This is a genomic window from Paraburkholderia sp. Tr-20389 (assembly GCF_017104565.1).
Lineage (GTDB): Bacteria > Pseudomonadota > Gammaproteobacteria > Burkholderiales > Burkholderiaceae > Paraburkholderia.
In genome coordinates, this window is the sequence record NZ_JAAGPD010000007.1 from 199,676 (window position 1) to 222,429 (window position 22,754).

Sequence of the window (22,754 nt, forward strand, 5' to 3'; positions counted from 1 at the left end):
GTGTTCACGCACACACAAGGCAACAACCAGACTGGAAGGAAGACAACGATGGCACTCCCGATTCTCGATCCCAACGCACCCGAGTTCACACGCCGTTTCGTGAATCTCGCGGACCCGCGTCTCGGCGCCCAGGCGCTCGAATCCAGCGACGATTTCTTCGCGCCGAAAGACCGCATGTTGAATCCGGAGCCGGCCGTCTTCATTCCCGGCAAGTACGACGAACATGGCAAGTGGATGGACGGCTGGGAAACGCGCCGCAAGCGCACGACGGGCTATGACTGGTGCATCGTGAAGCTCGCGCGTCCGGGCGTGATCAAGGGCCTCGATATCGATACGAGCCACTTCACGGGCAACTTCCCGCCGGCGGCGTCGGTGGAAGCGGCGCGCGTGGTCGATGGCGCGCCGAACCAGTCGACGCAATGGACCGAGATCGTGCCGTCGACGACATTGCAGGGCAACAGCCATCACTACATCGGCGTGGGCGACGCGAACGCGTATACGCATCTGCGCGTGAACATCTATCCGGACGGCGGCATCGCACGTCTGCGTGTGTATGGCCAGCCGCAGGTCGACTGGGCAGGCGCGAGCCGCACCGATCTATTCGATCTCGCCGCGATGGAAAACGGCGCGTATCTGGTTGGTGCGAACAACCAGCACTTCGGCGCCGCATCGACGCTGCTGATGCCGGGCCGCGGTGTCAACATGGGCGATGGCTGGGAAACACGCCGCCGCCGCGAGCCGGGCAACGACTGGGCGATCGTCGCGCTCGCGCAACCTGGCGTGATCAAGAAGATCGAAGTCGATACAGCGCACTTCAAGGGCAACTATCCGGACCGCTGTTCGATTCAGGCCGCGTTCGTGACGGGCGGCACCGACAGTTCGCTCATCACGCAGGCGATGTTCTGGCCGGTGCTGCTCGGCGAGCAGAAGCTGCAGATGGACAAGCAGCACTTCTATGAAAGCGAGATCGCCGCGCTCGGTCCTGTTACGCATATCCGCTTCAACATCATTCCGGACGGCGGCGTGTCGCGCCTGCGTCTGTGGGGCACGCTCGCATCATGAAGACACTCGGCATCGAACCGCTGACACGCGAGTCGTTTGCGCCCTTCGGCGATGTGATCGAACTGGAAGGCGCGAAGCAGATTCCGATCAATCTCGGCACGACGATCCGTTATCACGATCTCGCGAATGTCGATGTCACGGATGAAGGCGGCCGCACGCTCGTCAATCTGTTTCGCGGGCAACCGCGTGTGCTGCCGTTCGAAGTGAAGATGATGGAGCGGCATCCGCTCGGGTCGCAGGCGTTCATTCCGTTGAACGACAAGCCGTACCTTGTGGTGGTGGCGCCTGTCGGCGAGCTGGATGAATCTCAGATTCGTGCTTTTGTTACTAGCGGGTGGCAGGGTGTGAACTACGCGAAGGGTGTGTGGCATCATCCGCTGCTCTCGCTGGGGGATGTGAGCGATTTCATCGTCGTTGATCGGGGTGGGGAAGGGGTTAATCTCAACGAGCTTGATCTGCGTGAGTCCCTTTGGCTGACCGAGGAGGCGTTGAGCGTCGTTGTTTGATTTTTTTTGCCTGCGGCGGTTTGATCATGGAAGCCCATTGCGGATGGATATCTGCGATGGGCTTTTTTGTTTTTTGCCGGTTTATGAGTTGGCATCCGCGTGATGTTTCTGGTCTGCTGGCGTTGCCCCTGTGCGGGGCGGCACCTACTTTTCTTTGCAGCGGCAAAGAAAAGTAGGCAAAAGAAAGCCGCTAACACCGCCAATCCTTGTTCCTGCCTGCGGGCCCCCCACCGGTCCCGCACTTCACACGGCAACGCACTTTTTCACGCGCGTTGCCAACGCCTTGAATAGACGCATCACCCACGCCAGTCACCCATAGCGCAGCCAGCGGCAGCGACTCGTTTGCGCCGCCCAGGTGGCAAACTGTGTGTAGCTTGTCGCACCGTATGCGTTAGCGATCCTACGACACCGATCCCGCTTTTCAGTCCGGAGTGGTGCACCTCCGTCGCGACAGCCTGCACACTGTTTGCCACCTGGGCGGCCGTCGACTTCCTGGTGACGTGGCCCGTGACGCTGGAGTGTGAAGCGGGTGATGCGTGCAGTTAGCACGCTGGCGACGGCCGCGAACGAGCACGTTGCCGCGTGAAGTGTAAGAACTGTTGGGGGCCCGCAGGCGATCACTAGCACTGGCGGTGTGAGCCCGCTTTCTTTGCTTACTTTCTTTGCGGCGGCAAAGAAAGTAAGTGCCGCCCCGCACAGGGGCAACGCATGAATACCGACACGAAACCGCGGATGCCAGCGAAAGCAAACGAGCAACACGCGGACGCCAGCCCGAAAAGAGCCGCCAACGACAAACAAAAAAACGGGCCGCCGCATCCACGGACAGCCCGACCTTGAAAACCCAACCTCACGCCAGTGAACGCCTTAGTGTGCTCCGCCCTGGAACCACGCAGCGATCTTCTGACGCTCGTCGTCAGTCATATGCGTGACATTGCCGAGCGGCATCGCCTTCAACGTCACGGCCTGCTGATAGATCCGCTGTGCGTTCGTCGAAATCTCTTCCGGCGTATCGAGCAGCACACCTGCAGGCGCGCTCCCCATCATCGACGGATGCGCAGAGTGACATGCAACGCAGCGCTGTTGCAACACAGGCACGATATCGGCGACCTTCACGACAGGTGCATTAGCGGCCTCGGCAACGGGCACGACGGGCCGCGGCATCGTCCAGAACAGCGCGCCGAACATCAGTGCGATGCCTCCCAGCGGCAGATACCACAACACCTGCCCACGATGACGCATCACGAAGAACTGACGGATCAGCGCGCCCGCGAGCATGATCACGACGAGCACCGCCCAGTTGTACGGATGCGTATACGTCATCGCGTAGTGATTCGACAGCATCGCGAACACCACAGGCAGCGTGAAATACGTGTTGTGCACCGAGCGCTGCTTGCCGCGCTTGCCGTAGATCGGGTTCGGCGTGTCGCCCTTGAGCATCGCGTCGACCATCTTGCGTTGACCCGGAATGATCACAAAGAACACGTTCGCCGACATGATGGTCGCCAGCATCGCACCCATGATCAGATAGGCGGCGCGGCCCGCGAAAATGTGGCACGCGAGATACGCGGCAATCAGCACATAGAGGCCGACGCAGATGCCGAGAACCTTGTCCTTGCTGCCGAGCAGACGGCACAGCGAGTCGTAGACGATCCAGCCCGCGGCAAGAAAACCGAGCGCCGAAAAGATCGCGACGACCGGGCCCATGTCGAGCACGTTCTTGTCGATCAGATACGTGTTCGGCGCGAACAGGTACAGCACCGTGAACAGACCGAAGCCCGAGAGCCACGTCGTGTAGGACGGCCACTTCGACCAGTGCAGGTCGTCAGGCATTTCGGGCGGGGCGACCGTGTACTTCTGCATGTTGTAGAAACCGCCGCCGTGCACATGCCACAGTTCGCCGAACACGCCGCGCCGGCGCTGGTTCGGGTCGGTCGGCGGTTTCAGGCTGTTGTCGAGCGCGACGAAATAGAACGACTCGCCGATCCATGCGATCGCGGCGATGACGTGAAACCAGCGAATCGCGAGATTCAGCCAGTCGGTAACGAAGCCTTCCATGAAACTCCTCCACTCCTGATTCGTTGTTCGCGCAGCATCTCGAGTGTTGCGCGGCATGCGGGGTTATTGCGCCGGTGCATGTCCGTTATAGGATCAATGCATGCAACGGCAGTCGGGTGAAATCGGATGCCGATCGGCTGCTGTTATCTGCTTGCGCTTCGCGTATGTCTCCATGTCATCTGCGAAAGGCACGCTTGCGCACGATCGTGCATACGACACCGTTTCGCTTCAGCTTCCGCGATAGGTGCTGTACGACCACGGCGACACCAGTAGCGGCACGTGATAGTGCGCGCCGGCGTCGGCCACGCCGAAACGCAGCACGACTCGATCGACGAAGCGCGGTTCCGGCACTTTCGTGCCGATCGACGCGAAATAGTCACCCGCATGGAACACGAGTTCATATTCGCCGACAGCGAGCGCGTCGCCTTCGAGCAGCGGCTCGTTGCAGCGGCCGTCGTGATTGGTGGTGGTGGTTTTGAGCGCTCGGCGCGCGTCGCCGGAGAGCGCAAAGAGTTCGACCTTGATATCTGCGCCGGGACGGCCGTTTGCCGTGTCGAGCACGTGGGTAGTGAGCTTGCCCATTCGCGATTGTCCTTGTGTAGATGCGAGGTTTCAGCGGCGGCCCGATCCATGACACGTTGCGGCGGATCGAGGCTCCACGTCAGTGGCTACATACCCGTCGGCGGATTGAAGCGAGCGCCGTGACATCCATTGTAGAAACATTGTTCACCTCCGCGAGCGAGCGATAGGAAAGATAATCGCTGACGCATGAAGCGCCGCCGAGGGCCGCTGGACAGGCAATCCACTGCATGCGCGACGGACGGCGCGGAACGGTTCCGATCGTACTGGCGCCAAAAATGCCGGTCATATGCGCAGCCTGAACTCCGGTATCGCGCCGGCGCGAGTTGTCAGCACAATTTTGTCGCCTGAAGGTTACGTCCATGCGCGGTGTGGCTGCGCATCCCGAAGACGGCGGAACACGCTGGGTAACCGGGCCAACTGCGTTCGAACAGACGCGGCGGCACGGTGGCGTGCCGGCGACATCGCGTTCGAACGACTTTTGCACTTGCCCGGAAAGCCGCGCGCTGCGGCGACGGCACAACGATGCAGCTGTTGGTGACCACGTGCAGCGGAGTGGTTCAGGGGCAGCATCGTGCATCGGCCTCATTGGCGGCGACAGAGGGCAGCACTGGAGAAACGAATGACGATGCAAACCAATGCAACCGGCGTGACCCAAACGGGCGGCCCGCGCGGCCGGACGATGCTGGTCCGGCATGCGGACGCGCTGGTCACGATGGACGGCGAACGGCGCGAATTGCGCGACGGCGGCCTGTATATCGAAGACAACCGGATCGTCGCCGTCGGTCCGACGGATGCCTTGCCGGACACTGCCGACGAGATCCTCGACATGACGGGACACCTCGTCATCCCCGGCCTCGTCAATACGCACCATCACATGTACCAGAGCCTGACGCGCGCGATTCCGGCCGCGCAGGATGCGGAGCTGTTCGGCTGGCTGACGAACCTGTACAAGGTGTGGGCGAACCTCACGCCGGAAATGATCGAGGTGTCGACGCTGACGGCGATGGCCGAGCTGCTGTTGTCCGGTTGTACGACGTCGAGCGATCACCTTTATATCTATCCGAACGGCAGCCGGCTCGATGACAGCATCTTGGCCGCACGCCGTATCGGCATGCGCTTTCATGCAAGCCGCGGGAGCATGAGCGTCGGGCAGAAGGACGGTGGTCTGCCGCCTGATTCCGTGGTCGAACAGGAAGCGAACATCCTGAAGGACACGCAGCGACTGATCGAGACGTATCACGACGATGGTCGCTACGCGATGCTGCGCATCGTCGTTGCGCCGTGCTCGCCGTTTTCGGTGAGCCGCGATCTGATGCGCGAGTCAGCGGTACTGGCGCGCAAATACGGCGTGTCGCTGCACACACACCTCGCCGAGAACGTGAACGATATTGCATACAGCCGCGAGAAGTTCGGTATGACGCCGGCAGAGTATGCAGAGGATCTCGGCTGGATCGGCCCCGACGTTTGGCATGCGCACTGCGTTCAACTCGATGACGCCGGCATCCGGCTGTTCGCGAGCACGGGGACGGGTGTCGCGCATTGCCCGTGTTCGAACATGCGCCTCGCGTCGGGCATCGCGCCCGTGAAGAAGATGCGGCTGGCGGGCGTGCCCGTAGGATTGGGTGTCGACGGATCGGCGTCGAATGACGGCGCGCAGATGGTCGCCGAGGTACGTCAGGCGCTGCTGCTGCAGCGCGTCGGCTTCGGTCCGGATGCGATGACCGCGCGCGAGGCGCTCGAGATCGCGACGCTCGGCGGTGCAAAAGTGCTGAATCGCGACGATATCGGCGCGCTGGCACCCGGTATGGCGGCGGACTTCGTGTCGTTCGATCTGCGCCAGCCGCTCTTCGCGGGCGCGTTGCACGATCCCGTCGCGGCACTGGTGTTCTGCGCGCCGTCACAGGTATCGACCAGCGTGATCGGTGGAAAGGTAGCGGTGAAGGACGGCGTGCTGACCACCGTCGATCTCGGCCCGGTGATCGAGCGACACAACCGTCTCGCAAAGACGTTGTATGAAAGTGCAGCTTGAGTGATGCACTAAAACGCAAAGCGGCGGTTCGAGGCCGCCGCCTGCAGGATAGTGCCCGTGCGTTATTTGTCGATTAACGTCTTGGTCGCTTCGGCGACGAGACTGCGCAGCCAGCGCACTTCATCGGAATAATGGACGCGCTCGTGCCATAGCTGGTAGTACTGCATCGGCGGGAAGTCCAGCGGCGCGGGCACGACGGTCAGCGGCAGGAACTTCGCGTAGTAGTCGGCGAACAGGCGCGTCGTCGTGAAGATGAGATCGGACTTGATCAGCACGTACGGCGCGAGATTGAAGTAGGGCAGCGTGACGACGACGTGGCGCTTCAGGCGCTCGCGCGCGAGATGCACGTCGATCGCACCGCGCTGGCCGACGGAATAGGGCGTCGGTGCGAGGTGCGGCGCGTTCAGGTACTGGTCGAGCGTCAGCCCGCCGCGCTTGGCGAACGGATGTGTGTTGCTCATCAGGCACACGATCTGATCGACGAACAGATTGGACAGGTGCAACTGCTCTGGCGGTTCCGGCCAGTTGCCGACGACGATATCGAGCTTGCCGTCTTCGAGCGCCAGTTCGTAGTCGAACGCGGGGCCGAGCGAGTGGAACTCGAGTGTCGCGTTCGGCGCGGCCTGACGAAAGCGCTCGACGACAGTCGGCACGAACAGTACGTTCAGGTAGTCCGGGCAGCCGATCCGGTAGCAGCGAATTGACGTCGCCGGATCGAAGTTGTGCTGCTGAAATTTAATGCGTTCGATTTCGCGCAGTGCATTCTGCACGGGTTCGAGCAGACGCAGTCCGTATTCGGTCGGCACCATGCCGGACTTGCCGCGTACCAGAAGCGGGTCGCCGGTGATATCGCGCAGCCGGCGCAGTGCAGCGCTGATCGCGGGTTGGGACTGGTTCAGTTTGACCGCGGCGCGCGTGACGCTGCGCTCCATCAAAAGGGTGTGCAAGACGCGCAATAGGTAAGTGTCGATCGCCTCGCGTTGCTGACTCATGACTTCTCCGAAATATATGTTCTGGCTGATCGATCTGGCTTGGGGGTATATGCGTTTTAATATAGAGATAAAAAACCGTCAAGGGAGGGATACCCGCAAACCACGCAGCGGCGCGGCTTTGCGGGAATTTTGGCGGCTCGACTGAGCGGGGTGATTTCGGTATTGTCGATCGGCTGCGGTAGCACGACACGCGTGTGCCCATCCGGATCCGAGCGACGTTTACCCGGAAATCAACGGATATTGACGCGGAAAGCACGCCGGACGCAGCGTGCCGCGGACTACACGCGCAACACGGAACAACATGATCGACACATCGACAGGCAGCCTGATGGGCCGCACCCCACACGCAAACGGCGCGCACCGTAGCGACGGCGCGACACCGCGCCTCGCACTCACGGGCATCAGCAAGCAATATCCTGCAGTTCGTGCGAATGACGACGTCACACTAATCGTCGCGCCCGGCGAAATTCATGCAGTGCTCGGCGAAAACGGCGCGGGCAAGAGCACGTTGATGAAGATCACCTACGGCGCGGTGCGGCCGGATGCAGGCGAAATCCGTTGGGAAGGCCAGCCCGTCGATATCGCGAATCCAGCGGCAGCGCGCAAGCTCGGCATCGGCATGGTGTTCCAGCACTTCTCGCTGTTCGAGACGTTGACGGTCGGCGAGAACATCGCGCTGGCGCTAGACGAGCCCTTCGATCTGAAAGCGCTGGGCAAGCGCATTCGCGACGTGTCGGCCGAATATGGGCTCGACATCGATCCGCAGCGCCATGTGCACAGCCTGACGGTGGGCGAGCGCCAGCGCGTCGAGATCGTGCGCTGTCTGTTGCAGAATCCGCGTCTGCTCATCATGGACGAGCCGACGTCGGTGCTCACGCCGCAAGCCGTGCGCAAGCTGTTCGCGACGCTGCGCCGCCTCGCGTCGGAAGGGTGCAGCATCCTTTATATCAGCCACAAGCTCGACGAAATCCAGGAGCTGTGCGACACGGCCACCGTGATGCGTGGGGGCAAGGTGACGGGCCGCGTGACGCCGCGTGACGAGACGCATGCGTCGCTCGCGCAACTGATGGTCGGTCATTCGCTGCCGGATTACGAGCGGCGCACGCACTCGCCGGGCGACGTGCTGCTCGACGTGAAGAATCTTTCATCTGCAAGCGACGATCCGTTCGGCACTTCGCTTCACGACGTCTCATTCAGCGTGCATGCAGGTGAAATATTCGGCATCGCGGGCGTGTCGGGCAACGGCCAGGCGGAACTCCTGGCCGCGCTGTCGGGCGAACACAAGGGCCATCACGCCGATGCCGTCACGATCTGTGGCAAGCCCGCTGGCAAGCTCAATGCAGCCGCGCGCCGCAGGCTGGGTTTTGCGTTCGTGCCCGAAGAACGGCTCGGGCGCGGCGCGGTGCCGGCGATGTCACTTGCCGAAAACGCGCTGCTGACAGCACACCGCCAGCGGATGGTGCGTTCGGGCTGGATCAATGCAACCGCGATGCGCGCGTTCGCGAAGCGTTGTATCGAGTCGTTCGACGTGCGCTGCGGCGGCGAAGGCGCGCTTGCGCAAAGCTTGTCGGGCGGCAATCTGCAGAAGTTCATCGTCGGACGCGAAATCCTCCAGGCGCCGAAGGTGCTGGTCGTCGCCCAGCCGACCTGGGGCGTCGACGTCGGCGCGGCCGCGTTCATCCGGCAGCAGTTGCTCGATCTGTCGGCGCGTGGCGTCGCGATCCTTGTGATCTCCGAGGAACTCGAAGAACTGTTCGACATCTGCGACCGCATCGCCGTGATCGCGCGCGGACGTATGTCGCCCGTGCGCAAGACAGGGGACACGAACGCCGAGGAGATCGGCCGCTGGATGGCGGGACTCTTCGGCGAGCGCGAGGGCGCGCCGCCGTCGTCGGAGCAGCCGGCGCACGCGTGAACTGAAGTGCATTGAAAGTAACTGCAGAGACCACATCGACATACGCGACAAAACGCACAATGATTCTTCCGTATCGACTCGAAGCCCGCACGACGCCATCGCGAACGATGCAGCTCGCCGTGCCGCTGATCGCCGCGCTCCTCACGCTGGCCATCGGTTTTCTGATTTTCAGCCTCGTCGGGCGCGATCCCGCGCAGGCGATGTACGCGTTCTTCATCGAGCCGCTAGCTAGCGTCAACGGCTGGACGGAGCTGCTGCTCAAGGCATCGCCGCTGTGCCTGATCGGACTCGGCCTTGCCATCGGCTATCGCGCGAACGTCTGGAACATCGGCGCCGAAGGCCAGATGCTGCTGGGCGGCATCGCGGCGAGCGGCGTTGCGATCTACTTCGATCAGGCGACGGGCTGGTGGATCCTGCCGACCATGATGATCGCGGGTGTGCTCGGCGGCATGGCGTGGGCCGCGATTCCCGCGCTGCTCAAGAGCCGTTTCAACACCAACGAGATTCTCACGAGCCTGATGCTCACGTACGTCGCCACGCAGCTGCTGATCTATCTGGTGAGCGGCCCGTGGCGCGACCCGCAGGGCATGAACTTCCCGCTCTCCGAGATGTTCTCGGGCGACGCACTGTACCCGACGCTCTACGGCGACTGGCACTGGAAATTCCTGAAGGGCACGCGTCTGAACGCATCGATCTTCGTAACCGTCATCGCGATCCCGCTCGTGTGGCTCTTCATGCGCAAGAGCTTTGCGGGCTTCCGGATGAACGTGGGCGGGCTCGCGCCGCTGGCCGCGCGCTATGCAGGCTTCTCGGACAAGAAGACGATCTGGACGTCTCTGCTGATCAGCGGCGGTCTGGCGGGTCTCGCCGGCATGGGGGAGATCGCCGGTCCGATCGGGCAGTTGCAGGCGACATGGTCGCCGGGCTACGGCTTCACCGCGATCATCGTCGTGTTCGTCGGACGGTTGCATCCCGTCGGCATCGTGCTCGCGAGTCTGCTGATGGCGCTGCTTTACCTCGGCGGTGAAGCTGTGCAGACGTCGATGCAGTTGCCGCAGGCGTTGTCGGGCGTGTTCCAGGGACTGCTGCTGTTCTGTCTGCTGGGCGCAGATATGTTCGTCAACTATCGCGTGCGCCGTCGCGGCATCGCGGCTTTGTAACACGCACGAACCCGGATCCAATCAGGTCAATATGGATATTCAACAAGCCAGCGCGCTAACGTCGAGCGCGGTCGTCGCCGCGATTCCGCTGATGTTCGCGGGCGTCGGCGAACTCGTCACCGAGAAGTCGGGCGTGCTCAACCTCGGCGTCGAAGGGATGATGCTGATGGGAGCCGTCTCGGGCTACGCGGTGACGGCCATCACGGGTAATCCGTGGCTCGGCGTACTCGCGGCGATCGGCGCGGGCATCGCGATGTCGCTGCTGTTCGCGTTTCTCGTGCTGTCGATGCTCGCCAACCAGGTGGCCACGGGACTCTCGCTGACGATCTTCGGCATCGGCCTGTCCGCCTATGTCGGCAAGCCGTACACGTCGGCGGCCGTGCGCGAGACGATCGGCGCGTGGGTCATTCCGGGTCTGTCGAAGATTCCCGTGCTCGGCCCGGCGCTCTTCAGCCTTACGCCGCTCGACTATCTCGCGTTCATCATGTTCGGTGTCGTCGGCTGGTTCCTGTATCGCACGCGGGCCGGGCTCGTGCTGCGCTCGGTCGGCGAATCGCCGCAGGTCGCGCACTCGGTCGGTTTTCCAGTGATCGGCGTGCGTTATGGCGCGACGCTCTTCGGTGGTGCGATGGCGGGCCTCGCAGGCGGCTACTACTCGATCGTCAATCTGCACTTGTGGCAGGAGCAATTGACTTCAGGTCGTGGCTGGATTGCACTGGCGCTCGTCGTGTTTGCGACGTGGCGCCCGGGCCGCCTGCTCATCGGTGCACTATTGTTCGGTGCAGTGACGGGCCTGCAGTTTTATGCACAGGCGATCGGCGTTCCCGTGCCGACGCAGTTCCTCGCGATGCTTCCGTATGTCGCGACCGTCGTCGTGCTCGTGCTGATCTCGCGCAATCCGAACACGATTCGCCTGAATGCGCCCGCGTCGCTCGGCAAGCCGTTCTTTGGGGCGGGCTGAGCGCGTGTCGAATACTGCATAACAGTTCATCAATCAAAACATCCAATCCAACGACAGGAGAAGAACATGAAAAAAAGAACCATGCTGAGCGCGCTGGCGCTTGCTGCGGCGTCGCTCGCCACGGGCGGCGCGCTGATGTCGACGGCGCAGGCCGCCGATGCGCCCGGCGTCGCGTTCGTCTATCTCGGTAATGCGGGCGATGCAGGCTGGACCTACGCGCACGACCAGGGCTCGAAGGAAGCGGAAGCGAAGTTCGGCAACAAGATCAAGATCACGCGCGTCGAGAACGTGCCCGAATCTGCCGACTCGGAGCGCGTGTTCCGCGATCTGGCGAACAAAGGCAACAAGATCATCTTCGGTTCGAGCTTCGGGTTCCAGGATTTCGAACTGAAGGTCGCGAAGGATTTCCCGGACACGGTCTTCCTGCACGCGACGGGTTACAAGAAGGCGGCAAACTTCGGCACGTACGACGTGCGCATGTATCAGGGGGCCTATCTCGCGGGCGTCGCAGCCGGCTATGTGACGAAGACGAATACGCTCGGCTTCGTTGCGTCGGTGCCGATTCCTGAAGTGGTGCGCAACATCAATGCATACACGCTCGGTGCGCGCTCGGTGAATCCGAAGGTGCACACCAAGGTCATCTGGATCAACAGCTGGTTCGATCCGGGCAAGGAGAAGCAGGCGGCCGAAACGCTGATCGGCCAGGGTGCCGACGTGCTGTTGCAGAACACCGATTCGAGCGCGACCCTTGCTACGGCTTCCGAAAAGCACGTGCATGCATTCGGCTGGGATTCGGACATGAAGAAGTTCGGTCCTGATGCGCACCTCGGTTCGGTCGTCGCGCACTGGGGTGTGTATTACACGGCGGCCATCCAGCAGGTGCTGGACGGCAAGTGGAAGAACGACCCGGTGTGGTGGGGCATTCCGCAAAAGGCCGTCAATCTCGAAGACCTGAACACGACCGCGATTCCGGCCAATGCGATGAAGGATGTCGATGCCAAACGCACGGAACTGGCCAGCGGCAAGTGGGATGTGTTCACGGGTCCGATCAAGGATCAGACGGGCGCCGTGAAGGTGCCTGCAGGCAAGACGCTGGCTGATCCGGAACTGCAGCGCCTGAACTGGTATGTCGAGGGCGTGGACGGTTCGCTGCCGAAGTGACGTGCTGAACTAAACTGCTCGCCGCACGAAGGTTCGTTCGGCGCGACAGTTGCATCGCAACGCATGCGCCTGCGAACCGCGCGCGCGTGAAAAGCTGCATCCGGTGTCACGACGGATGCAGCTTTTTTCATGGGCCCACGAACTTGCAGCGAACGACGCGCGCTGTCCGCTTCGTGTCGCTTGCCACACGCGGTCCGGCGCTGCCTCAATCCTCGATGCGCAAGCCCACCTTCAGGGTGACCTGCCAGTGCGAGACCTTGTTGTCTTCGATATGGCCGCGCGTCTCCACGACTTCGAACCAGTGCATATTGCGCACCGTCTTCCCCGCTTTTTCGATCGCGCAGCGAATCGCGTCATCGCTGGATTTCGTGGACGAACCCGTCAGCTCGATGTGCTTGTACACGTGGTCGCTCATGATGCACCTCCTGGTGGTCGAAAAAGTATAGGCAATGTGCTTCGAGTGAACGAACCAGAATGCACGTCGCGTGCCCGACGTGCTGCAACGCGATGCGGCCGGTATCATGAACGGTTCGAGACCGACGACGTGCGGTGGATGCAATCCGATGCATGCAGTGCATCGAATGAAGGAGAAGAAAGTGGAGATCGGTTTTTGCGGACCGGGCCTGATGGGGGCGCCGATGATTCGCCATCTGCTGGGTGCAGGTCATGCAGTGCAGGTCTGGAATCGCACGCGCGCGAAAGCGGAAGCGCTCGTGCCGGATGGCGCCACGGTCGCGTCGATACCTGCCGAACTCGTCAGTCGGGCGGAAGCGATTTTCCTGTGTGTGCTGGATGCAGGAGCCGTGGAGGAAGTCGTGTTCGGGGCAAATGGAATCGTGCCAGCCGTGATGCAGCAGGGCGGCGACAGCCCCGTCCGCTGGATCGTCGATCACGGCAGTATCCCGCCGTCCGCGACGCGTGCTTTCGCCAGGCGCGCCGCCGAAGCGGGCATCGGCTGGATCGACGCGCCCGTCTCGGGCGGCGTGGCGGGCGCGATTGCGGGAACGCTCGCCGTGATGGCGGGCGGCGAGCCGGCCGATGTCGCCGCCGTGACGCCCGTGATAGAGGCCTATGCGGTCCGCGTCACGCATATGGGTGACGCGGGCGCTGGACAGACCACCAAGTTATGCAATCAGGCGATCGTGACGTCGACGGTGGCGGCCATTGCCGAGGCCGTCAGTCTTGCGCAGCGCAGCGGCATCGATGCCGCGCGGCTGACGCAGGCGCTCGCGGGCGGCTGGGCCGACTCGGTGCTGCTGCAGACCTTCGTGCCTCGCATGACGCAGGCCGGCCAGCCTCCCATCGGTGCACTAAGTACGTTCCAGAAGGACGTTGACACGATTGCAGCGGCCGCATACGAAACAGGCACTCCAATGCCGGTTTCGGGCGCGGTGCAGCAATTGCTGCGTCTCGGAGCAGCGATGGGACTCGCGGACGCGGATCTGTCCGGTTTCATCGACGTGTTGCAGACGCCACGTAAAAACGGATAGCGGGGCTATCGCAGCCGCCCGGAGCGCGGCGCGCGTGACGCGATAACCTGCTAAAATACTTGGTTTTTCGCCGATCTATCATTCAAAGGGACGCGCCGTGCTGTCTACTGCCAACATCACCATGCAATTCGGGCCGAAGCCCCTGTTCGAGAACATCTCGGTCAAATTCGGCGAAGGTAACCGCTACGGCCTGATCGGCGCGAACGGTTGCGGCAAGTCGACGTTCATGAAAATCCTGGGCAGCGATCTCGAGCAGAGTTCGGGTAACGTGATGCTCGAGCCGAACGTCCGTCTCGGCAAGCTGCGTCAGGACCAGTTCGCGTATGAAGACGTGCGCGTGCTCGACGTCGTGATGATGGGCCACACGGAGATGTGGGCGGCGATGACCGAGCGCGACGCGATCTACGCGAATCCGGAAGCGACCGACGACGACTACATGCACGCCGCCGAACTGGAAGCAAAGTTCGCCGAATACGACGGCTATACGGCAGAAGCGCGCGCGGGCGAACTGCTGCTCGGCATCGGCATCTCGATAGACCTGCACAATGGTCCGATGAGCAACGTCGCCCCCGGCTGGAAGCTGCGCGTGCTGCTCGCGCAGGCGCTGTTCTCGAAGCCCGACGTGCTGCTGCTCGACGAACCGACCAACAACCTGGACATCAACTCGATCCGTTGGCTCGAAGACGTGCTGAACGAGTACGACTCGACGATGATCATCATTTCGCACGATCGTCACTTCCTGAACCAGGTCTGCACGCACATGGCGGACATGGACTACGGCACGCTGAAGGTCTATCCGGGCAACTACGACGACTACATGCTCGCGAGCACGCAGGCGCGCGAGCGCCAGCAGGCTGCGAACGCGAAGGCGAAGGAACGTGTCGCCGATCTGCAGGACTTCGTGCGCCGCTTCTCGGCCAACAAGTCGAAAGCCCGGCAGGCGACCAGCCGTCTCAAGATGATCGACAAGATCAAGATCGAGGAATTCAAGCCGTCGTCGCGTCAGAATCCGTTCATTCGCTTCGAGTACGAGAAGAAGCTGCACAATATTGCAGTGGTCGCGGACAGCATCACGAAGAAGTACGACCGCACGATCTTCAACAACTTCAACCTGAGCGTGCAGCCGGGCGAGCGCATCGCAATCATCGGCGAAAACGGCGCGGGCAAGACCACGCTGCTGCGCTCGCTGCTCGGCAATCTGGCGCTCGAGCACGGTACGATCAAATGGGCCGAGAACGCGAATGTCGGCTACATGCCGCAGGACACGTACGAAGAGTTCCCGAGCGACGTCACGCTGATGGACTGGATCGACCAGTACCGCAAGGAAGGTGACGACGAACAGATGGTGCGTGGCACGCTCGGCCGCCTGCTCTTTAATGCAGACGACATCAGGAAGTCGGTGAAGGTGCTGTCGGGCGGCGAGAAGGGCCGCATGATCTGGGGCAAACTGATGCTCGGCCGCCACAACGTGCTGCTGATGGATGAGCCGACGAACCACATGGACATGGAATCGATCGAATCGCTGCAGATCGCACTCGAGAAGTACGACGGCACGCTGATCTTCGTTTCACACGACCGTGAGTTCGTGAGCGGCCTCGCTCACCGCATTATCGAAGTGAAGACGGATGGCACGTTGAATGACTTCGGCGGCAACTACGAAGACTTCCTGTCGAGCCAGGGCTTGCAGTAAGCGCCACGGTCGCGAATTCTCTATAAACCCGCTTCGCAAGAAGCGGGTTTTTTATTGGATGTCGCCGATTCGTTCGCCTTCTCATACGGACGTCTCTGGCATGTGTCCGATCCCGTCTGTGGTCCGTGAGTAAAATAAACGGACTATCCAGGAGACAGGACGCAAGAAATGAAGACCTTCGAGCACTTCTACATCGACGGCAAATGGATCAAGCCTTGCGGCACCGGTACGATCGACGTGATCGATTCGGGCACGGAAGAAGTGATGGGCCGCATCCCCGAGGGGATCGAGGCCGATGCTGAAGCCGCGATTGCCGCCGCGCGGGCTGCCTTCGACGGTTGGGCTGCGACGCCGCCAAAAGAGCGCGGCGCTTACCTGCAAAAGATTGCAGACAACCTCAAGGCACGTACGGATGAACTGGCAGGCTACATCTGCGGTGAAGTCGGTATGCCTATCAAGCTGGCGCGAGCCATCCAGGTCGGCGGTCCCGTGTACAACTGGAATACCTACGCAAAGCTCGCGGGTGAATTCCAGTTCGAGGAACGGGTCGGTAATTCGCTCGTCGTGCGCGAACCCGTTGGCGTGGTCGCCGCGATTACGCCCTGGAACTATCCACTGAATCAGATCACGCTGAAGGTTGCCGCCGCGCTTGCGGCTGGCTGCACTATCGTGCTGAAGCCGTCGGAAGTGGCGCCGCTCAATGCGTTCGTACTCGCGGAAGCGATTCATGAAGCGGGCTTGCCCGCTGGCGTGTTCAATCTCGTCAGCGGTTATGGCCCGGTGGTCGGTGAAGTGCTCGCCAGTCATCCGTCCGTCGACATGGTGTCGTTCACAGGTTCGACACGCGCCGGGAAACGCGTATCGGAACTCGCGGCCGGGACGGTGAAGCGGATTGCATTGGAACTGGGCGGCAAGTCGGCATCGGTGATTCTCGACGACGCCGACTTCGCGGCTGCAATCAAGGGTACCGTTAGCGCGTGCTTCCTGAACTCGGGTCAAACGTGTTCGGCGCACACACGCATGATCGTGCCGGAATCGCGCTACGACGAAGCACGCGAACTGGCGAAGAAAGCGGCTGAGGCATTCGTCGCGGGCGATCCACGCGTCGAGACGACGCGTCTCGGTCCGCTTGCTTCGGCTGCGCAGCAGTCTCGCGTGCAGCAATATATTTCACGTGGCATCGAGGAAGGCGCCGAACTCGTTACGGGCGGCACCGGCATGCCGGATGGCATCTCGAAGGGCTTCTTCGTGAAGCCGACTGTGTTTGGCCGCGTGCATCCGAAGGCGACGATCGCGCAGGAGGAAATCTTCGGGCCGGTGTTGACCATCCTCACGTACAAGGACGAAGAGGAAGCCGTGCGGATCGCCAATGACTCGGTGTACGGACTCGGGGGAGCCGTGTGGGCCGGTAGCGACGAGCGCGCGATGAGCGTCGCGCGGCGGATGCGCACGGGGCAGGTCGACATCAACGGCGGTGCATGGAACATGGTCGCGCCATTCGGCGGCTTCAAGCAGTCGGGACATGGCCGCGAGAACGGCACCTACGGGCTCGAAGAGTATCTCGAGTACAAGTCGATGCAGTTGAAGATTAGCAAGCCTGCATAAATTTGCATGTGCGCTTCGCGAGTCGGTTCACGTTGACAAGGCGCGCACGACGGATGACGAAGCGCAATGAAAGCGCGTGTCGGTAAACGGCACGCGCTTTTTGTTTGATTTCACGCAAGGTACTGCACCCGCCAGTTGCGACCATCGAGGCTTTTCGTCGACACCCGTCGACGACGGAGGCCTCTTATGTTTCCTTCTCATCCTTTCGCTCCGCTTGTGATTCGCGGGCGTTCGCTGTTGCCCATCGTGCAAGGCGGTATGGGCGTCGGTGTGTCCGCGCACCGGCTTGCGGGCAGCGTGGCGCGCGAAGGCGCGCTCGGCACGATCGCCAGCATCGATCTGCGCCACCATCACGACGACCTGCTCGAACGCTGCCGCGCAACGCCCGATCGCGCGACGCTCGAAGACGCAAACCGCACCGCGCTCGTGCGTGAAATCCGGGCCGCGCGAAACCTCAGTGAAGGGCGCGGCATGATCGCCGTCAATGTGATGAAGGCCGTCAACGCGCACGCGGACTACGTGCGTATCGCCTGCGAAGAAGGTGCGGACGCGATCGTGATGGGCGCAGGTCTGCCGCTCGATTTGCCCGATCTCACGCAAGGACACGATATCGCGCTGGTTCCGATTCTTTCGGACAGTCGTGGCGTCGGCGTGGTGCTGAAAAAGTGGATGAAGAAAGGCCGCTTGCCCGACGCCATCGTGATCGAACATCCGGCGCACGCGGGCGGTCATCTCGGCGTGACGAACCTCGACGATATGCATGACACGCGTTTCGAGTTCACACGTGTCCTGCAGGAGGTCGACGAACTCTTCACTTCACTGCAGATCAGCAGAACTCAAGTGCCTGTGATCGTTGCAGGCGGCATCAACAGTCACGAGGCGGTGCGGACATGCCTCGAAGCCGGCGCGAACGGCGTGCAGATCGGCACACCGTTCGCGGTTACGGAAGAAGGCGATGCGCATCCTCGCTTCAAGCGCGTGCTGGCCGACGCGACGCCGGACGACATCGTGGAATTCGTCAGCGTGACGGGCTTGCCGGCGCGTGCTGTGAAGACGCCGTGGCTCGAACGCTATCTGCGTAACGAAACGCGTATTCGCACGAAGATCGGTGCACTCAAGCGGGCCTGTCCCACTGCACTGGAATGCCTGAGTGCATGCGGCTTGCGCGACGGCATCGAAAAGTTCGGGCATTTCTGCATCGACACGCGGCTTGCAGCTGCACTGCGCGGCGATGTGAACAATGGCCTCTTTTTCCGTGGGCGTGAGGCCTTGCCGTTCGGCAATGCGATCCGCAGCGTGCGCGATCTGCTCGAACTGCTGCTGACGGGTGTGGCGCGACCAGCGGTCGCAGGGCGACTTGCGTTTTCCCTGGGTTGACGGGAGTCAAGGAGATCAGGTCGGGGAGCTTCGACAATGCTCTCGCGCGATGCTTTGCAGCTCGCGCAATCACACAAAAATCAGGGTAGCTTATGAACACCACACTCCGATCAATCGCGGCTGCACTGTGCACGGCAGGCTTGGCGCTGATCTCCGCGCACGCATTCGCCGCAGACAGCGACCCGACGTCGGGCATCCATGCCGGCGACGTGCTCGTTCGCCTGCGAGCCATCTCCATCGTGCCGCAGGTACGCACCACGGACACGTTGTCCGCGCTGAACGTCGGCGTCAACAACGCGACTGTGCCTGAACTCGACTTCACCTACATGATCCGCGATAGCATCGGCGTCGAGCTGATTCTCGGCACATCTCGGCATCAGGTGACGTCGAGCCTCGGCGGGCTCGGCGGCGTCAACGTGCTGCCGCCTACACTGCTGCTGCAATATCACTTCAATCATCAAGGACAGGTACGACCGTACGTCGGCGCGGGCGTGAACTATACGTACTTCTATAACGACGGACTGCATGCGGGCGACCAGCAGATTTCGGTCAAGCGCAGCAGCTTCGGTCCGGCATTGCAGATGGGCGTCGACGTGCAAGTGACGAAATCGGTGTTCGCCAACGTCGATGTGAAGAAGGTCTGGATGAAAACGGATGCATCGCTCAATGGTACGTCGCTCGGCACGCTGCATATCGATCCGTTGATCGTGGGCGTGGGTGTCGGGATGAAGTTCTGAGTATCGTTTGCCTGAACGGATGTGAAATAAAAAACGCCGGCCTTGTCATGAGCCGGCGTTTTTTTCGTTGCACATCCTGTTGATCAGGTCAGTGCACGCAAGGAGCCTCGTCCGGATGCGTGGCATCACAGCTTGTCGTACTTGAATCGCATCGCGGTACCTTCGCTTTCGATGCGCGTCCAGACAGCGCGTTTTTCCTCGTCAGTAAGAAACACCCAGTTCGACACTTCCGCCGCCGTACGGCCACAGCCTTTGCAGACGTCGTCAAAGAGCGTCGAGCAGACGCCGATGCAGGGGCTGTCGGGGAGGTCGTGCAGATTCGATGACATCGGAATACCTTGAGCGGGAGATGCGTGCGGTCCGCTATGGTAAACCAAAAGCGAAATCGGCTTCCGGCGCCCAATTTTCATTCAAGCGACATGCATTGCCGTTCATCGCGCGATGCGGTCAACCCGTCGCCGTTTCCCAGATCAACGCGCCATTCAATGCGACGATGCCCGCCGCACACGCCCACGCGAGCATGAGCGGCACGCCACGCACACGCCAGTTACGCATCAGTCGCGCATCCGATGCAAAGCGGATCAACGGAACGACGGCGAGCGGCAACTGAAGGCTCAGTACGACCTGACTTGCGACCAGCAGTTGTGCCGAGCCGTTCGATCCGAACAGGCCGACTGCCACGAGCGCCGGCCCGATCGCGAGCGAGCGCGTGAGCAGCGCACGTTGCCAGCGCGGCAGCCGGATCTGCAGGAACCCTTCCATCACCGCCTGGCCCGCGAGCGTGCCCGTGACGGTCGCGCTCAGTCCGCAGGCAAGCAGCGCGGCCGCAAACAGGATGGCTGCCCAGTGTGAGCCGACGATGGGGGCGATCAGCCGGTGCGCGTCGGCGAGGTCCGTGACGTTGCGGTGGCCGCTCGCATGAAACACGGCCGCCGACACGATCAGCAAGGCCGCATTGATGACGAAAGCCAATGAAAGCGCGCTGAAGGTCCCGAAGTTGACGCCGCGCAGCGCATCGCCGATATCGGTGTCGCTGGCCGAGCGCGCGTGGGTCTTGACGAGCGCGGAATGCAGGTAGAGGTTATGCGGCATCACGGTCGCCCCCAGAATGCCTGCCGCCAGCCAGACCATGCCGGCGTTGCGCAGCAGCTGGGCGCTGGGCGCCGCGCCCGCCAGCGCCGCGCGCCAGTCCGGCCGCGCCAGCGCGAGTTCGATCACGAAGCACAAGCCGACGAACAGGATGAGCGCGATAACGGCCGTCTCCAGCGTGCGGCGGCCATGCCGTTGCAACGCGAGCATCGCGAAGGTGCCGACGGCCGACATCAGAACGCCCGCGGTCAGCGACACGCCGAACAGCAGTTGCAGTGCGACGGCGCTGCCGACGACCTCGGCGACATCGCAGGCGATGATCGCGATCTCGCTCGTTACCCACAGAAACAGTGTCATGCGCCGGCTCGTGTGTTCACGGCAGTGTTGCGCGAGGTCGAGACCCGTCACGACGCCCAGGCGCGACGACACCCACTGCAGCAGCATCGCCATCAGGCTCGATGCGACCACGACGCTCAGCAGCGTGTAGCCGTAACTTGCACCGCCTGCGAGCGCCGTGGCCCAGTTGCCGGGATCCATGTAGCCCACCGCGACGAGCGCGCCCGCGCCGACGAACGACAGCCGGTTCTGGGGGCGTGGCGACCCCGCACCGCGGCGGCGCCGGCGGCGGAAGGCATTCAATGTGAACGGGTTCGTGTTCATCGCTCTTCGACGGCGAAAGACACCGTCCGCGTGGGCAAGCCATATGCCATGCAATCGGTTACATCTCGATGCGCCACCATCTGGGCTTATTTGACAGTCTATAGTGATGATGGACCGCGCGTTTCCGGCGCGATGCAGTCCGGTTCAGCGGACCTGCATTGCACGGATGTCCCGTTGCAGGAAGCGAGGTTTTTTTCGGGTGGACAGGACGCGATAACCCGATAAAATTGCGGCCAAATTTTGCAGCGGCGTGACAGCCTTCCCGGAAGAGTGCAGGTCGGCGGGAACGCGGCGGCGGACGATGCCTGACCGGATGCCAGCACCACCGACAGGAACCGGATTGCAGCCGAACCAGGCTCACGGAAAGCCGCGCGCTGTACCCTTTGCGCGACATCTGGCGGTTTTTTTTGAATCGTGCAGTGATTGATGGTAGTTTTCGGGTTTTTCAAGGGTAGCCGCCGCGGGTTCGCAGCGGCTTGAAGCGGGGTTAGCGACCGGTTTCGCGCCGGTCAGAACGGAGAACGGAATGAAGAAACGGGTGGTGGGCCAACTGGCTGCGCTGGTACTGTGCGCGACGCCTTTCATGACGGCGGCGGCAAAAGATACACAACTGAATGTGTACAACTGGTCGGACTACATCGCCAAGGACACGATTCCGAACTTCACCAAGCAGACGGGCGTCCAGGTCAAGTACGACAACTACGACAGCGACGACACGCTGCAGGCCAAGCTGCTGACGGGTAACTCCGGCTACGACATCGTCGTGCCGACCAGCAACTACGCGGGCAAGCAGATCGCAGCGGGCATCTTCGCGCCGCTCGACAAGTCGAAGATCCCGAACCTCAAGTACCTCGATCCCGCGCTGATGGCGCTCGTCGCGGGCGCCGATCCGGGCAACAAGTTCACGGTGCCCTGGGCATACGGCACGACGGGCCTCGGCTACAACGTGACGAAGGCACAGCAGATCCTCGGCAAGGGCGTTGCGCTCGACAGCTGGGACATCCTGTTCAAGCCGGAAAACATCTCGAAGCTCAAGGCATGCGGCGTCTCCGTGCTCGACGCGCCGGACCAGATGTTCGCGGCCGCGCTGCATTACATCGGTAAGGATCCGATGAGCACGAATCCCGCCGACTATCGCGAAGCCCTCGCGATGATGAAGAAGATCCGTCCGTACATCACGCAGTTCAACTCGTCGGGCTACATCAACGACATGGTCGGCGGCGACGTCTGCTTCGCGTACGGCTGGTCGGGCGACGTCGTGATCGCGAAGCATCGCGCAGCGGAAGCGAAGAAGCCGTACAAGATCGACTATTACATTCCGAAGGGCGGCGCGCCCGTGTGGTTCGACGTGATGGCGATTCCGAAGGACGCGAAGAACAAGGAAGCGGCCGCGGAGTGGATCAACTACATCGAGACGCCGCAGGTTCACGCAGCCATCACCAACGCCGTGTACTACCCGAGCGCGAATGCGGAAGCGCGCAAGTACGTGGACAAGGATGTCGCGAACGATCCCGCCGTCTATCCGCCGGCGGACGTCGTCAAGACGCTGTTCCTGCTCAAGCCGCTGCCGCCTGAAATCCAGCGTCTGCAGACGCGGCTGTGGACCGAGTTCAAGTCCGGCCGCTAAGCCTGTCTGAAGCAGGCGGTCGTGCAGGAAAGCATCATCATGAAGCCCTCGGTATC

At 62.0% G+C, this 22,754-nt stretch carries 19 protein-coding genes; 13 read left to right on the plus strand and 6 right to left on the minus strand.

Translation table 11 applies throughout. The features are described from left to right. Positions 1 to 48 precede the first annotated feature (48 nt). Together alc and G3N95_RS11185 are read left to right on the plus strand one after the other, a co-directional pair. Positions 49 to 1,062: an allantoicase gene (gene alc, locus G3N95_RS11180; RefSeq protein WP_205970047.1), complete on the plus strand. Its 1,014-nt coding sequence runs from the start codon at positions 49 to 51 to the stop codon at positions 1,060 to 1,062. Then, positions 1,059 to 1,568: an ureidoglycolate lyase gene (locus G3N95_RS11185; protein ID WP_205970048.1), complete on the plus strand. Its 510-nt coding sequence runs from the start codon at positions 1,059 to 1,061 to the stop codon at positions 1,566 to 1,568. The genes alc and G3N95_RS11185 overlap by 4 nt, the downstream gene beginning before the upstream one ends. Positions 1,569 to 2,432: 864 nt before the next feature. On the opposite strand, the gene G3N95_RS11190 is transcribed toward G3N95_RS11185, so the two are convergent. Both G3N95_RS11190 and uraH read right to left on the minus strand, forming a co-directional pair. Further along, complete coding sequence (locus G3N95_RS11190) at positions 2,433 to 3,623, minus strand: urate hydroxylase PuuD (RefSeq protein ID WP_205970049.1); 1,191 nt, start codon at positions 3,621 to 3,623, stop codon at positions 2,433 to 2,435. Positions 3,624 to 3,851: 228 nt separating this feature from the next. Continuing rightward, on the minus strand, positions 3,852 to 4,205 hold the full coding sequence (uraH, locus tag G3N95_RS11195) for a hydroxyisourate hydrolase (RefSeq protein ID WP_205970050.1): 354 nt from the start codon (positions 4,203 to 4,205) through the stop codon (positions 3,852 to 3,854). Between the two features lie 619 nt (positions 4,206 to 4,824). Here uraH and G3N95_RS11200 point away from each other — a divergent pair. Then, complete coding sequence (locus G3N95_RS11200) at positions 4,825 to 6,234, plus strand: 8-oxoguanine deaminase (protein ID WP_205970051.1); 1,410 nt, start codon at positions 4,825 to 4,827, stop codon at positions 6,232 to 6,234. A gap of 62 nt (positions 6,235 to 6,296) precedes the next feature. Here G3N95_RS11200 and G3N95_RS11205 read toward each other — a convergent pair whose 3' ends face one another. Then, the gene (locus G3N95_RS11205) at positions 6,297 to 7,226 is read right to left on the minus strand and encodes a LysR substrate-binding domain-containing protein (RefSeq protein WP_028370402.1); all 930 of its coding nucleotides are present in this window, start codon (positions 7,224 to 7,226) and stop codon (positions 6,297 to 6,299) included. Between the two features lie 328 nt (positions 7,227 to 7,554). On the opposite strand from G3N95_RS11205, the gene G3N95_RS11210 reads away from it, so the two are divergent. The 4 genes from G3N95_RS11210 to G3N95_RS11225 all read left to right on the plus strand — a co-directional run bounded on the left by G3N95_RS11210 (position 7,555) and on the right by G3N95_RS11225 (position 12,423). Beyond that, complete coding sequence (locus tag G3N95_RS11210; protein WP_205970112.1) at positions 7,555 to 9,141, plus strand: ABC transporter ATP-binding protein; 1,587 nt, start codon at positions 7,555 to 7,557, stop codon at positions 9,139 to 9,141. 59 nt (positions 9,142 to 9,200) lie between these two features. After that, entirely contained in the window at positions 9,201 to 10,301 is a 1,101-nt protein-coding gene (locus G3N95_RS11215; protein ID WP_205970052.1) for an ABC transporter permease, read from the plus strand. Positions 10,302 to 10,332: 31 nt separating this feature from the next. After that, positions 10,333 to 11,262, plus strand: coding sequence for an ABC transporter permease (locus G3N95_RS11220; RefSeq protein WP_205970053.1), 930 nt, complete (start codon positions 10,333 to 10,335; stop codon positions 11,260 to 11,262). 66 nt (positions 11,263 to 11,328) lie between these two features. Next, on the plus strand, positions 11,329 to 12,423 hold the full coding sequence (locus G3N95_RS11225) for a BMP family ABC transporter substrate-binding protein (protein WP_205970054.1): 1,095 nt from the start codon (positions 11,329 to 11,331) through the stop codon (positions 12,421 to 12,423). 205 nt (positions 12,424 to 12,628) lie between these two features. Here G3N95_RS11225 and G3N95_RS11230 read toward each other — a convergent pair whose 3' ends face one another. Continuing rightward, positions 12,629 to 12,838, minus strand: coding sequence for a dodecin (locus tag G3N95_RS11230; protein WP_205970055.1), 210 nt, complete (start codon positions 12,836 to 12,838; stop codon positions 12,629 to 12,631). Positions 12,839 to 13,004: 166 nt separating this feature from the next. Between G3N95_RS11230 and G3N95_RS11235 the strand changes: the two genes are divergently transcribed. From G3N95_RS11235 to G3N95_RS11255, 5 genes are all read left to right on the plus strand, one after another. Continuing rightward, positions 13,005 to 13,913: an NAD(P)-dependent oxidoreductase gene (locus G3N95_RS11235; protein WP_241018379.1), complete on the plus strand. Its 909-nt coding sequence runs from the start codon at positions 13,005 to 13,007 to the stop codon at positions 13,911 to 13,913. Positions 13,914 to 14,010: 97 nt separating this feature from the next. Continuing rightward, a complete protein-coding gene (locus G3N95_RS11240; RefSeq protein WP_205970057.1) occupies positions 14,011 to 15,603 on the plus strand; it encodes an ABC-F family ATPase in 1,593 nt (530 codons plus the stop codon). A 168-nt stretch (positions 15,604 to 15,771) separates the two neighbouring features. Next, complete coding sequence (locus G3N95_RS11245) at positions 15,772 to 17,208, plus strand: aldehyde dehydrogenase family protein (RefSeq protein ID WP_205970058.1); 1,437 nt, start codon at positions 15,772 to 15,774, stop codon at positions 17,206 to 17,208. Positions 17,209 to 17,394: 186 nt separating this feature from the next. Next, positions 17,395 to 18,585 carry a nitronate monooxygenase family protein gene (locus G3N95_RS11250; protein ID WP_205970059.1) on the plus strand — a complete coding sequence of 397 codons (1,191 nt, stop codon included), beginning with the start codon at positions 17,395 to 17,397 and terminating at the stop codon, positions 18,583 to 18,585. Positions 18,586 to 18,677: 92 nt separating this feature from the next. Then, a complete protein-coding gene (locus G3N95_RS11255) occupies positions 18,678 to 19,322 on the plus strand; it encodes an OmpW family outer membrane protein (protein WP_205970060.1) in 645 nt (214 codons plus the stop codon). A 125-nt stretch (positions 19,323 to 19,447) separates the two neighbouring features. Here the strand turns inward: G3N95_RS11255 and G3N95_RS11260 are convergent, their stop codons facing one another. Both G3N95_RS11260 and G3N95_RS11265 read right to left on the minus strand, forming a co-directional pair. Next, complete coding sequence (locus G3N95_RS11260; protein WP_205970061.1) at positions 19,448 to 19,651, minus strand: DUF1289 domain-containing protein; 204 nt, start codon at positions 19,649 to 19,651, stop codon at positions 19,448 to 19,450. A gap of 118 nt (positions 19,652 to 19,769) precedes the next feature. Further along, entirely contained in the window at positions 19,770 to 21,071 is a 1,302-nt protein-coding gene (locus tag G3N95_RS11265; protein WP_205970062.1) for an Nramp family divalent metal transporter, read from the minus strand. Positions 21,072 to 21,597: 526 nt separating this feature from the next. Here G3N95_RS11265 and G3N95_RS11270 point away from each other — a divergent pair. After that, positions 21,598 to 22,698: a polyamine ABC transporter substrate-binding protein gene (locus tag G3N95_RS11270; RefSeq protein WP_205970063.1), complete on the plus strand. Its 1,101-nt coding sequence runs from the start codon at positions 21,598 to 21,600 to the stop codon at positions 22,696 to 22,698. Positions 22,699 to 22,754 lie beyond the last annotated feature (56 nt).